Below are 12,142 nucleotides of genomic sequence, written 5' to 3'. Positions count from 1 at the left end.
ACGATTGGGTGAAGTTCGTGAACGATAACGACGCCGCCCGTTCGGGCCAACCCTTCTTTCGCGGAAATTAACACCAGAAACAGAGTCGTTATCCGGCACGGAGGGGGCGCCGAGGGTGCCGCGAGGCCCGGCGCGACGTGCCGCTCCCGGGCGGCGCACGGAGTCGCGGCCCCGCCGCCCGGCGCCCCTGTACACCGTCCACGTGGCGAAAAACACCGAGCGGCCCCGGATACACCGCCGTAAGGTGGCCGACATGCAGGTGATCCAGTCCACGAAGCTCTCCAACGTCTGCTACGAAATCCGTGGCCCGGTGCTCGAGGAGGCGATGCGGCTGGAGGCGGCAGGACACCGCATCCTCAAGCTCAACACCGGAAATCCGGCGACCTTCGGCTTCGAATGCCCCCCGGAGATCCTCGAGGACATGCTCCGGAACCTCGGCGACGCCCACGGCTACGGCGACGCGAAGGGCCTGCTGTCGGCGCGGCGCGCGGTGATGCAGCACTACCAGACCCAGGGCATCGACCTCGATGTCGAGGACATCTTCCTCGGCAACGGCGTCTCCGAGCTGATCCAGATGTCGATGCAGGGACTGCTGGACGACGGCGACGAGGTCCTCGTCCCGGCCCCCGACTATCCGCTGTGGACCGCCTCGGTCTCGCTCGCCGGGGGCACCGCCGTCCACTACCGCTGCGATGAGCAGTCGGACTGGCTGCCGGACCTCGCCGACATCGAGCGCAAGGTCACCGACCGCACCAAGGCGCTCGTCATCATCAACCCGAACAACCCCACGGGCGCCGTCTACGGCGAGGAGACGCTGCGCGGCCTCACCGACATCGCCCGCCGCCACCAGCTGATCGTCTGCTCCGACGAGATCTACGACAAGATCCTCTACGACGGCGCCACCCACACCCCGACCACCGCCGTCGCCCCGGACCTGCTGACCCTCACCTTCAACGGGCTCTCCAAGGCGTACCGGGTGGCGGGCTACCGCAGCGGCTGGCTCGCGGTCTGCGGCCCGAAGTCCCACGCCGGCAGCTATCTGGAGGGGCTGACCATCCTGGCCAATATGCGGCTGTGCGCCAATATGCCGGCGCAGCACGCGGTGGCCACAGCGCTCGGCGGCCGTCAGTCGATCAACGACCTGGTGCTCCCCGGCGGCCGGCTGGTGGAGCAGCGGGACACGGCGTACGAGCTGCTGACCCAGATCCCGGGCGTCACCTGTGTGAAGCCCAAGGGCGCGCTGTACGCGTTCCCCAAGCTGGACCCCAAGGTCTACAAGATCAAGGACGACCGGCAGATGGTCCTGGACCTGCTGCGGGCCGAGAAGATCATGATCGTGCACGGCACGGGGTTCAACTGGCCGGAGCCGGATCACTTCCGCATCGTGACGCTGCCCGCCAAGGAGGATCTGGCCGACGCGGTGACCCGGATCGGGAACTTCCTGGACGGATACGGCCAACCCTGATCTTTTAGTTACTGCTCAACTTTAGACAGAGTCTAAGTTAGGATGGCCTCCTCACCCCTTGGAGGCCATCCATGTACGAACCGATCCGCACCAAGTCGGTCCACAGCATGGCCGAGCCCACGCCCGACTTCCCGCACCGATCCCGCGAGGAAGAGCTGGACATCCGGCTGGCCGGACATCTGACCGCCCTGCTCACCGTGACGGACGAGCTGCGCACCCTCACCCCGGACCCCACCCTCGACGACGCCGCCCAGCGCCTCGCCGAGCAGGCCACCCGCCTGCGCGACGGCCACGCCCCGCTGCGCGCGGCACCCACGGCTTCGGCCACGGACCCGGCACATATCGCCGCCCTCCACCAGCGCGCCCACACCCTGGCCGGATGGGCCCTGGTCGTGGCCACGTCCCGCGACGACACGGCGGCCACGACGCTCGCGGCCGAGCGCATGCGCTCCCACGCGACCGCCCTGGGCCTCGCGGCCTGAGCAGACTCGGCCGAGACCGGGACCTAGGCCGAGGCCGAAGTGAGCTTACGTCTGAGGGCTGACAGCTGACGGCTGACGAGGGGCACACGGCCGGGGCCCGCGCCTGAAGCACGGACCCCGGCCCACCGAAGCGGAGCGGCTCAGCCCAGGCGCTTCACCAGCGCGTGGTACTCGTCCCACATCTCCTTGGGCGTGTGCTCGCCGAAGGTGTTGAGGTGGTCGGGCACCAGCCCGGCCTCATCACGCCAGACCTCCTTGTCGACCGTGAGCAGCAGCTCGAGCGAGGCGTCGTCGAGGTCCAGGCCGTCGGTGTCCAGCGCCCCGGGCGCCGGCAGTACCCCGATCGGGGACTCCACGCCCTCGGCCTTGCCGTCCAGGCGGTCGACGATCCACTTCAGCACCCGGCTGTTCTCGCCGAAGCCCGGCCAGACGAAGCGCCCGGCGGCGTCCTTGCGGAACCAGTTGACGTAGTAGATCTTCGGCAGCTTGGCGGCGTCGGCGTTCTTGCCGACCGCCACCCAATGGGCCATGTAGTCGCCCATGTTGTAGCCGCAGAACGGCAGCATGGCGAACGGGTCGCGGCGCAGCTCGCCGACCTTGCCCTCGGCCGCGGCGGTCTTCTCGCTCGCCACGTTGGCGCCGAGGAAGACGCCGTGCTGCCAGTGGAAGGACTCCGTCACCAGCGGAACGGCGCTGGCCCGGCGGCCGCCGAAGAGGATCGCCGAGATCGGCACGCCCTTGGGGTCCTCCCACTCGGGCGCGATGATCGGGCACTGACCGGCCGGTACGGTGAAGCGGGCGTTGGGGTGGGCCGCGGGCGTCTCGCTCGCCGGGGTCCAGTCGTTGCCCTTCCAGTCGGTCAGATGAGCGGGCGGCTCCTCTGTCATGCCCTCCCACCACACATCGCCGTCGTCGGTGAGCGCCACGTTGGTGAAGACCGAGTTCCCCCACAGGGTCTTCATCGCGTTGGCGTTGGTGTGCTCACCGGTGCCGGGCGCGACACCGAAGAAGCCCGCCTCGGGGTTGATCGCGTACAGCCTGCCGTCCTCGCCGAACCGCATCCAGGCGATGTCGTCGCCGATCGTCTCGACCGTCCAGCCCCGGATGGTCGGCTCCAGCATCGCGAGGTTGGTCTTGCCGCACGCGCTCGGGAACGCGGCCGCCACGTACTTGGCCTCCCCGCGCGGCGGGGTGAGCTTGAGGATCAGCATGTGCTCGGCGAGCCAGCCCTCGTCCCGCGCCATCACGGAGGCGATGCGCAGGGCGTAGCACTTCTTGCCGAGCAGGGCGTTGCCGCCGTAGCCGGAGCCGTACGACCAGATCTCGCGCGTCTCCGGGAAGTGCGAGATGTACTTGGTCGGGTTGCACGGCCAGGGCACATCCGCCTGGCCCGGCTCCAGCGGGGCGCCGAGGGTGTGGACGGCCCTGACGAAGAAGCCCTCGTCCCCGAGGACGTCGAGGACCTCCTGCCCCATGCGGGTCATGGTGCGCATGGAGACCGCCACATAGGCGGAGTCGGTGATCTCTACGCCGATCGCGGAGAGCGGCGAGCCGAGCGGGCCCATGCAGAAGGGCACGACGTACATGGTCCGGCCGCGCATCGAACCCCGGAAGACGCCCTGCTCCCCGGAGAAGATCTCCCGCATCTCGTCGGGGTGTTTCCAGTGGTTCGTCGGGCCCGCGTCCGCCTCCTTCTCGGAGCATATGAACGTACGGTCCTCGACGCGCGCCACATCGCTCGGATCGGAGGCGGCGTAGTACGAGTTGGGGCGCTTGATCGGGTCAAGGCGCTTGAAGGTGCCCTTCTCGACGAGCTCCGCGCACAGGCGGTCGTACTCCACCTCCGAGCCGTCGCACCACACCACACGATCCGGCTGGGTGAGGGCGGCGATCTCGCCGACCCAGGAGACGAGCTCCTGGTGGCTCGTGGGACTCGGGGTGGTCGTGAGGGAGGAAGCCACATTGCTGGGCGCCACGATCGCTCCATCCCGCCGGAACCGCACTCGCTCCGGCGTCTTGATTGAGGGTTTGGACGGATATGTGCACTCATATCCGTTTATGGAGACAGCTACCCCTTGGGGGCTGCGACCCGGATGCTCAGCTCATCCGGTGCCGACCGCGCTCATTTGATCATCCGACTGTACGGGCCATCTGTCCAGTGGGCGCCTTGGTGACCATCACCACTCGACATGGACCGGTAACTTACGGTGGCGTAGGTAGCATGAGCGCCATGACTGCCGCCGCGCCCGATGCCGCCGCCGAGAATCCCCCAGGGCCCGAAGCGGCCCCGCCGCTCCCCCTGAAGCCGATGCTGCGCGGCTGGCTGCACGCCGGCATGTTTCCCGCGGTCCTGGTCTCCGGGGTGGTGCTGACGGCCCTCGCCGACAGTCCGCGCGGGCGGCTGGCCTGCGCCATCTTCACGCTCACCGCCTGTGCGCTGTTCGGCACCAGCGCCCTTTACCACCGCGGCAATTGGGGTCCGCGCACCGCCGCGGTGCTGCGGCGGCTGGACCACGCCAATATCTTCCTGATCATCGCGGGCACCTATACGCCCTTCACGCTGCTGCTCCTGCCGCATGGCAAACAGCAGCTGCTGCTGTGGCTGGTGTGGGCCGGGGCGCTCGCCGGAATCGCCTTCCGGGTCTTCTGGGTCGGCGCCCCGCGCTGGCTCTACACCCCGTGCTACATCGCGCTGGGCTGGGCGGCCATCTTCTTCCTGCCCGACTTTCTGCGCACCGGCGGCATCGCCGTGATGACGCTGATCGTCGTCGGCGGGCTGCTCTACAGCGTGGGCGCGGTGATCTACGGCACCAAGCGCCCCAACCCCTCACCCCGCTGGTTCGGCTTCCACGAGGTGTTCCACAGCTTCACGCTGGCCGCCTTCGTCGTGCACTACGTCGGCATCTCCCTGGTGGCCTATCAGCACGCCTGACAGGCGCTCCTGATTGATAGCTCACACCTTTTGAGAGTTACTGTCATTTGACGGTAACTCTCGGAGGTGTGCCATGTCCGCTGCCCCGAACCCACGTCGGGACCCACGTCGGGACCCACATCTGGATCCACATCCGGACCCACATCCGGATCCGGACTCACATCCGGATCCACGTCGCTGGTGGACCCTCGCGGCCCTCGTCGCCAGCACCCTGGTGATCGGATTCGACACCACGATCCTCAACATCGCCCTGCCGACCATGGCCTCGGCCCTCCACGCCGATATCGGCGAACAGCAGTGGATCGTCGACTCCTACACGGTCGTGTTCGCCGCCGCGATGCTTCCGGCGGGCCTCCTCGGCGACCGGTTCGGCCGCCGCCGCATGCTCATCACCGGTCTGCTGATCTTCCTGGCCGGGGCGCTCATCGGAGCGCTGGTCTCCACCCCCGCCCCGGTCATCGTCGCGCGCCTGGTCATGGGGCTGGGCGCCGCACTGGTCATGCCGCTGTCCATGGCCGTCCTGCCCACCTTCTTCGGCCCCGGCGAACGGTCCAGGGCGATCGCGGCCCTGAGCGCCGCGATGGGGCTCGGCATGCCGCTCGGCCCCCTCGTCGGCGGCTGGCTCCTCGACCACTTCTGGTGGGGATCGATCTTCCTGATCAACCTTCCCCTCGTCGCGATCGCCATCCTGGCCTGCCTCTTCCTGCTCCCCGAAACCCGCGACCCGGCGGCCCCCAGGATCGACCTCGTCAGCACCGCGCTGAGCGTCGGCGGGCTCATCGCGCTCGTCTGGGGCCTCATCGAGGCCCCGGCCCGGGGCTGGACCCATCCGCTGATCCTCACCGCTTTCGCCGCGTCCGTCGCACTGCTCACCGGGCTCACCCTGCGCGAGCGGCAGTCGGTGCGGCCGATGCTGGACCTGGGGCTGCTGTTCCGGCCCGCGTTCCTGTGGAACGCCGTCGCCATCACGCTGGTGGGCTTCTCGCTGCTGGGCCTGCTGTTCGTCCTGCCGCAGTACCTCCAGGCCGTCCTCGGCAACGACGCCTTCGGCACCGGGTTGCGGCTGCTGCCGATGATGGCCGGACTCCTGCTGGCGGCCCGCGCCGCCACCCCGCTCGCCGCCCGCTTCGGCCCCCGGCCCGTCATCAGCGGCGGGCTGCTGGTGAGCGCCGCCGCCGCGTTCCTCGGTTCCCGCACCGAGGTGGGTGACGGCTACGGCATGACCGCGCCCTGGCTCACGATCACCGGACTCGGCTTCGGCCTCGGCGTCGTCCCGGCCATGGACGCGGCGCTCGGCGCCCTGTCCCGGGACCGCGAGGGCACCGGCTCCGGGCTGCTCATGACGCTGCGCCAAGTGGGAGGCACCATCGGCGTCGCCCTGCTCGGCAGCCTGCTCGCCGACGCGTACAGCACCCGGCTCGACACCACCGGGCTGCCACCCGCCGCGGCGGACGCGGCGGAGGGCTCGGTGGTCGCGGCCCACGCGGTGGCCGGGCGGCTCGGCGATCCGCACCTCGCCGCGTCGGCGGACGCCGCGTTCGTCCACGGCATGGACGTGGCCCTCCTGGTGACCGCGTTCACCTCCCTCGCGGCGGCGGCGCTGGTCGCGATCCTGCTGCCCCGTACGGTTCCCGCCGATCAAGGCGCCATGGTCCAGGAGACCGCCGATGCCCGACAATGAGATTCATGGCTTCCGCACGTACGACGTCCACGCGGCCCAAGCTCGGGCTGCGCGAACGCAAGAAGATCCAGACCCGGCAGGCGATCCGGCGCGCCGCCTACCGGCTGTTCACCGAGCAGGGGTACGACGCGACCCCGGTGGACCGCATCGCGGAGGCCGCCGACGTCTCCCCCAGCACCGTCTTCCGCTACTTCCCCACCAAGGAGGACATCGTCCTCTCCGACGAGTACGACGATGTCCTGCTCGCCGCGCTCCGGGACCGGCCGCTGGACGAACCGCCGGTCGCCTCGCTGCGGCGCGTCCTGCTCGACCTGTTCCGGCAGTTCGCCGGTGACGAACGGCGGGAGATGCTGGTCCGCCTCACCCTGATCCGCCAGGTCCCGGGGCTGCGCGCCCGCATGAGCGAGAGCATGTCCCGGACCGGCGCCCTGCTCGCCGAGGTCCTGGCCGAACGCAGCGACCGGTCGCCGGAGGACTTCGAGGTGCGGGTCGTGGTCGGAGCCGTCCTCGGCGTCCTCCAGGAAGCGCTCTTCCACTGCGCCGACCAGGACGCGGCGGAGGACTCGGCGATGGCGGCCATGGAGGAGAGCATCGACCGCGCCTTGAACATGCTGTCCCAAGGCCTCCCCCTGTAGCGACGCCCCGACGCCCGCCCCCGCCGCGGCCCCGGGGCAGGCCCCGGACCGGCCCCATCGCGGCCCCGGACCAGCCCTCACGGCTCCGGACCGGCACCACCGCGGCCCCGGACCCCGGCACCGTCGTAGCCCCCGGACCGGCCCCGGGCCCGCGCACCGTACGTCGGCGGGTCCGGTCCCGCCCCGGCTCAGCCCCCCAGCTTGGCCGTCAGGGCCTCGACATCGGCCGTGGGCGCGTCGCAGGTGAAGCCTCGGCAGACGTAGGCCGCCGGGCGGCCCTCCAGGAGGGGGCGGTCCTGGAGGAGCGGGATCTCGCCGGAGCCGGGCTCGCCGACCGCGACGACCGCCCCGGGAGCCGTGGCGAGCAGCGCGGCGCGGTGCAGGGCGCGGGTCGCCGGGTCGTCGTCGGGGCCGACCACGGCCACCTCGCGCGGCCCGTCGAGCCGGGCCTCGGCCACCGCCAGGCCCCAGCCGATGAAGCGGGGCACCCGGGAGCCGAGGGCCCGCACCACGGCGAGGGCGCGCTCGGCACCCTCCCGGTGGCGCGCTCCGCCGGTGATGGCGGCGTAGGACAGCAGGGCTCCGGCGGCGGCCGTCCAGCCGGACGGCGCCGCGTTGTCCGTCGGGTCCTGGGGGCGGCGGATGAGCGTCTCGGCGTCATCGGCGGTGTCGAACAGCGTGCCGTCCTCGTCGGTGAACCGGCTCAGCACGGTGTCCAGGAGCAGCCCGGCGAACTCCACCCACGCGCCGTCGCCGGTGACGGCGGACAGCGCGAGGAAGCCCTCGGCCACATCCCCGTAGTCCTCGAGCACGCCCGCGTGGCCGCCCGCGGTGCCGTCGAGCGAGGTGCGGGCCAGCCGCCCGCGCTGGTCCATGTGGATGCGCACCAGCAGCTCGGCGGCCTCGGTCGCGGCGTTCACCAGGTCGGGGCGGTCGAAATAGGCACCGGTCTCGGCGAGTGCCGCGATGGCCAGCCCGTTCCACGCCGCGACGATCTTGTCGTCGCGGCCGGGGCGGGCCCGCAGCTCCCTGGCGGCCAGCAGCCGCTCCCGTACGGAGAAGACGCGGGCGGCGTCCGTCAGCCGCTCCCCGTCGGGCAGCTGGAGCACGGAGGCCCCGTGCTCGAAGGTGCCCTCCCGGGTGACGCCGAAATACCCGGCGGCGAACTCCGCGTCGGCCTCCCCCAGCACCTCGCTCAGCCGCTCGGGGGTCCACGCGTAGTACGCGCCCTCGACATGCCTGCCGGTGCCGTCGTCGCTGTCGGCGTCCAGCGCGGAGGCGAAGCCGCCCTGCTGGGTGCGCAGCTCGCGGACCATGAAGTCCGCCGTCTCCAGGGCGACACGGCGCGCGAGGTCCGAGCCGGTGGCCCGCCACAGATGGGCGTAGACGCGGCACAGCAGCGCGTTGTCGTACAGCATCTTCTCGAAGTGCGGCACGGTCCAGGTGGCATCGACGGAATAGCGGGCGAAGCCGCCGCCGAGCTGGTCGTAGATGCCCCCGCGGGCCATCGCCTCGCAGGTGGCGGACACCATCTGGAGCGCACCCTCGGAGCCGGTGCGGGCGTGATGGCGCAGCAGGAACTCCAGCGCCATGGACGGCGGGAACTTCGGCGCACCGCCGAACCCGCCGCGGGTGGCGTCGAATTCGCGGGTCAGGGCCATGAGCGCGCTGTGGAGATCCTCCTCGCCTGGCGGCCGCGGCGCGTCCGAGCCCAGGGCGATACCGCCACGCTGGGACAGGTCTTCCACGATCCGGCCGGCGACGTCCCGTACCTCGTCGCGGCGGTCCGACCAGGCGGCGCTCACCCCCTCCAGCACCTGCCGGAAGGACGGCATCCCGGGCCGGGGCCGGGGCGGGAAGTACGTGCCGAAGTAGAACGGCCGGGCCTCGGGGGTCAGGAACACCGTCATGGGCCAGCCGCCCTGGCCGGTGGCTGCCTGCACCGCCTCCATGTACACCGCGTCGACGTCCGGCCGCTCCTCGCGGTCGACCTTCACGGAGACGAAGTGGGCGTTGAGATAGTCCGCGGTCGCCTTGTCCTCGAACGACTCGTGCGCCATGACATGACACCAATGACACGCGGAGTAACCGACCGACAGCAGAACGGGCACACCGCGCCGCTCCGCCTCCGCGAACGCCTCTTCCCCCCACGGCCACCAATCCACTGGGTTGGCGGCGTGCTGCAGCAGGTACGGCGACTGGGAGCCGGCCAGGCGATTCATACCGGCATCGTCGCACGCCCCGGACCGCCCGGCCCAGCACACCAGGTCGAGAGTCGGGACTCCCGGACGATGCCGCCTCCTTCGTGCCCGCGTGCCCGCTCGCCTCCTTCATGCCCGCGTGCCCGCTCGCCTCCTTCATGCCCGCGTGCCCGCTCGCCTCCTTCATGCCCGCGTGCCTGCTACTCCCAGGAGCAGGCTGGATGTCGCGAGCCTGGCCATACTCGACCGCATGGACGACGCAACGCATGGCAAGTCCCTCCTCGGCGAGTTCCTGTCCACGCGTCGGGCGCGGTTGAAACCGGCAGACGTGGGGTTGCCGGACTACGGCGACCGGCGGCGGGTGCCGGGGCTGCGGCGTGAGGAACTGGCCCAGCTGGCCGGTGTCAGCGTGGCCTACTACATCCGGCTGGAACAGGGGCTGTCGCTCAACGCCTCGCCGCAGGTCCTGGACGCCCTGGCCACGGCTCTGCGGCTGGATGACGCGGAGCGGCGCCACCTGCACACCTTGTCCGGTGATTCCCGGCAGCGCCGCCGCCGGCTCCCCGCCGAGCGGGTCACCGCGGCGGTGCGCCAACTGGTTGACGCCTTCGGGGACTCACCCGTGGTCGTCGTCGGCCGGCGCTCGGACGTCCTGACGTGGAACCGCGCCGGGCATGCGTTGTTCGCCGGGCACTTGGCCCCGGACAGCCCGGATCAAGCGGCCACCCGGCCCAACACCGCCCGGCTGGTATTCCTGGACGCCCACACGCGGGACCTGTACGTGGACTGGCCCAGGAAGGCACGGGACGTGGTGGGCAAGCTGCGACAGGCGGTCGGCGAATATCCGGACGACCCGCATCTGGCCTCCCTCATCGGCGAGTTGACCATGCGCAGCCCGCAGTTCGCCACGCTGTGGGCCGAGCACCGGGTGCGCGCCTGGGGCATGGCCGAGTACCGGATGCGCCATCCGATGGTCGGGGAGCTGGATGTGCTGCAGCACTCGCTCCCGGTGCCCCGGGAGCCGGGGATCCGGGTGGTGGTGACGACGGCGGCGCCGGGCTCCGCCGCCCAGGCGGCACTGCAGTTGCTCAACCAGACCCTCCAGCCCGCCGCGGACATGTCGGCAATCGCCCGCCCCGCCGCGGACACGTCGGCGACCGCCCGCCCCGCCGCCGACACCCCCGCACGCGTCGTTCCTCCCGCGCACTCCTGATCCGGCTGTCCGGCCGTCCGGCCGTCCGGCTGTCCGGCCGCCGGAGTCCCACAGTCCGCTCAGCGCGTCGCCCCTGAACATCACCCGGCGGCCCCCGCCCGATGAACATCACTCGGCAGTCCCCGGCCGATGAACATCACCCGGCAGCCCCCGCCCGATGAACATCACTCGGCAGCCCCCGGCCCTAGGCGCCCGAGGCGCCAGAGACCGGCGGGGAGCGCCACGGGCCCCGTCACGCGCGCCTTCCCGCCGCCACTGACGCCGCCCCCCTCTTTTCCTCCGCTTTCACCCCGATTCAAACCCCCACGCCGACCCCAACACTCAAGAGGAGCAAGGACAATGAAGAAGACGAAGCTGAAGATCGCCATCGCAGGTGCGGCACTCGTCGCTGCCGCGGCCACCGGGACGGCGATGGCCACGAGCGGTTCCTCCGCCGGATCCGGCGCCGAGCGGACCCAGACCCGGGCCGAGCAGAGCAAGCAGGCGATACCCAGCGTCATCAAGGCCGACGGCCCGAACGTGTTCCCGCACTCCTTGGACTACGACCCGCGGTCGAAGACGTTCTTCGCCGCCTCGCTGAAGCAAGGCAAAGTCACTGCCTTCGGTCCGGATGGAAAGGTGCGCACCCACATCAACGACCCGGCACTGGTGTCGCCGCAGGCCGTCAAGGTCGACCGCGAGCGGAACCGCATCATGGTCAGCAATGCGGACTACGGCATCGCCGACCGTTCCGACAAGGACAACCCCTTCAAGGTCGCCGGTGTCGGCAGCTACGACCTGAAGACCGGGAAGCAGGATTGGTGCGTCGATCTGACCGCGATCACCAACGACGGCAAGAAGCACCTGATCTCCGACGTGGCGGTGGCGCCCGACGGCACCACCTACGCCGTCGACGAGCTGAGCCCGACGGTGTTCCGCATCGACAAGCAGGGCCGCGCCAAGGTCTTCCTGCGGAGCGACCTGCTCCAGGGCAAGCTCGACATCCCCGACTTCCTCAACGATGTCGGCATGACAGCGGTCGAGTGGGTGGAGGGAAACCAGCTGATCATCTCCATGGCCGACGGCTCCTTGGTACGAGTGCCCGTCGACAACCCCGGAGGGGCGCGGAAGGTGAAGCTCGACAAGCCGCTGTCGTCCCCGCCGGCCGGCATGGAGCTCCTGAAGGACGGCTCGATCACGGCGGTCAGCAGCGGTCTCCTGACCGGCAAGCCCGCCAAGGTCCAGCTGGTGAAGCCCCGCGACGGCTGGAAGGAAGCCACGGTGAGCGTCACCGACACCGTCAAGGACCCCATCACCAGCGACGTCACCGTGGGACCGGGCGGGACGACGTACACGCTCAGCGGTGGGCTGGCCCAGTTCCTCGCGGGCAAGCCCAACGACGGGTTCACCCTGACCCCCGTCAAGACCGGTTGAGCAAGACCGGTTGAACAAGACCGGTTGAGCAAGCGGTTGAGCGAGACCGGTTGAGCCGGTAGCCGCTCCCGGCGGACGGCGAGGCGCACTCGGGCCCATCCTCCCCCACCCGGCGAGACA

At 70.6% G+C, this 12,142-nt stretch carries 9 protein-coding genes; 7 read left to right on the top strand and 2 right to left on the bottom strand.

Translation table 11 applies throughout. The annotated features are described in order from the left end of the window. Positions 1–253: 253 nt before the first annotated feature. Together JK364_RS33485 and JK364_RS33480 are read left to right on the top strand one after the other, a co-directional pair. Positions 254–1,465, top strand: coding sequence for a pyridoxal phosphate-dependent aminotransferase (locus JK364_RS33485; RefSeq protein WP_201855147.1), 1,212 nt, complete (start codon positions 254–256; stop codon positions 1,463–1,465). Positions 1,466–1,536: 71 nt separating this feature from the next. Then, complete coding sequence (locus JK364_RS33480) at positions 1,537–1,947, top strand: SCO4983 family protein (protein ID WP_201855104.1); 411 nt, start codon at positions 1,537–1,539, stop codon at positions 1,945–1,947. 140 nt (positions 1,948–2,087) lie between these two features. Here JK364_RS33480 and JK364_RS33475 read toward each other — a convergent pair whose 3' ends face one another. After that, on the bottom strand, positions 2,088–3,923 hold the full coding sequence (locus JK364_RS33475; RefSeq protein WP_201855103.1) for a phosphoenolpyruvate carboxykinase (GTP): 1,836 nt from the start codon (positions 3,921–3,923) through the stop codon (positions 2,088–2,090). A gap of 245 nt (positions 3,924–4,168) precedes the next feature. Here JK364_RS33475 and trhA point away from each other — a divergent pair, with 245 nt between their 5' ends. The 3 genes from trhA to JK364_RS33460 all read left to right on the top strand — a co-directional run bounded on the left by trhA (position 4,169) and on the right by JK364_RS33460 (position 7,195). Next, positions 4,169–4,879 (top strand): PAQR family membrane homeostasis protein TrhA, encoded by a 711-nt coding sequence (gene trhA, locus JK364_RS33470; protein ID WP_201855102.1) that lies wholly within the window; start codon positions 4,169–4,171, stop codon positions 4,877–4,879. Positions 4,880–5,000: 121 nt separating this feature from the next. Then, the gene (locus JK364_RS33465; protein WP_372462031.1) at positions 5,001–6,560 is read left to right on the top strand and encodes an MFS transporter; all 1,560 of its coding nucleotides are present in this window, start codon (positions 5,001–5,003) and stop codon (positions 6,558–6,560) included. 5 nt (positions 6,561–6,565) lie between these two features. Beyond that, the gene (locus tag JK364_RS33460; RefSeq protein ID WP_372462028.1) at positions 6,566–7,195 is read left to right on the top strand and encodes a TetR/AcrR family transcriptional regulator; all 630 of its coding nucleotides are present in this window, start codon (positions 6,566–6,568) and stop codon (positions 7,193–7,195) included. 188 nt (positions 7,196–7,383) lie between these two features. On the opposite strand, the gene JK364_RS33455 is transcribed toward JK364_RS33460, so the two are convergent. After that, the gene (locus JK364_RS33455) at positions 7,384–9,417 is read right to left on the bottom strand and encodes a thioredoxin domain-containing protein (protein WP_201855099.1); all 2,034 of its coding nucleotides are present in this window, start codon (positions 9,415–9,417) and stop codon (positions 7,384–7,386) included. A 229-nt stretch (positions 9,418–9,646) separates the two neighbouring features. Between JK364_RS33455 and JK364_RS33450 the strand changes: the two genes are divergently transcribed. Together JK364_RS33450 and JK364_RS33445 are read left to right on the top strand one after the other, a co-directional pair. Continuing rightward, entirely contained in the window at positions 9,647–10,609 is a 963-nt protein-coding gene (locus JK364_RS33450) for a helix-turn-helix domain-containing protein (RefSeq protein ID WP_201855098.1), read from the top strand. Positions 10,610–10,948: 339 nt separating this feature from the next. Beyond that, on the top strand, positions 10,949–12,022 hold the full coding sequence (locus JK364_RS33445; protein WP_201855097.1) for a hypothetical protein: 1,074 nt from the start codon (positions 10,949–10,951) through the stop codon (positions 12,020–12,022). The last annotated feature ends 120 nt before the right edge of the window (positions 12,023–12,142 follow it).

The organism is Streptomyces endocoffeicus (genome assembly GCF_016741935.1).
In the GTDB taxonomy this organism is placed as follows: Bacteria; Actinomycetota; Actinomycetes; order Streptomycetales; family Streptomycetaceae; genus Streptomyces; species Streptomyces endocoffeicus.
Note: the sequence above shows the minus strand (reverse complement) of the source record. Positions and strands in the feature narration are given on the sequence as shown.

Bases quoted from the DNA above. Each gene is read 5' to 3' on its own strand.
- JK364_RS33480 (WP_201855104.1), top strand. From the start codon at position 1,537: ATGTACGAACCGATCCGCACCAAGTCGGTCCACAGCATGGCCGAGCCC.
- JK364_RS33460 (WP_372462028.1), top strand. From the start codon at position 6,566: ATGGCTTCCGCACGTACGACGTCCACGCGGCCCAAGCTCGGGCTGCGC.
- JK364_RS33450 (WP_201855098.1), top strand. From the start codon at position 9,647: ATGGACGACGCAACGCATGGCAAGTCCCTCCTCGGCGAGTTCCTGTCC.
- trhA (WP_201855102.1), top strand. From the start codon at position 4,169: ATGAGCGCCATGACTGCCGCCGCGCCCGATGCCGCCGCCGAGAATCCC.
- JK364_RS33455 (WP_201855099.1), bottom strand. From the start codon at position 9,417: ATGAATCGCCTGGCCGGCTCCCAGTCGCCGTACCTGCTGCAGCACGCC.
- JK364_RS33485 (WP_201855147.1), top strand. From the start codon at position 254: ATGCAGGTGATCCAGTCCACGAAGCTCTCCAACGTCTGCTACGAAATC.
- JK364_RS33445 (WP_201855097.1), top strand. From the start codon at position 10,949: ATGAAGAAGACGAAGCTGAAGATCGCCATCGCAGGTGCGGCACTCGTC.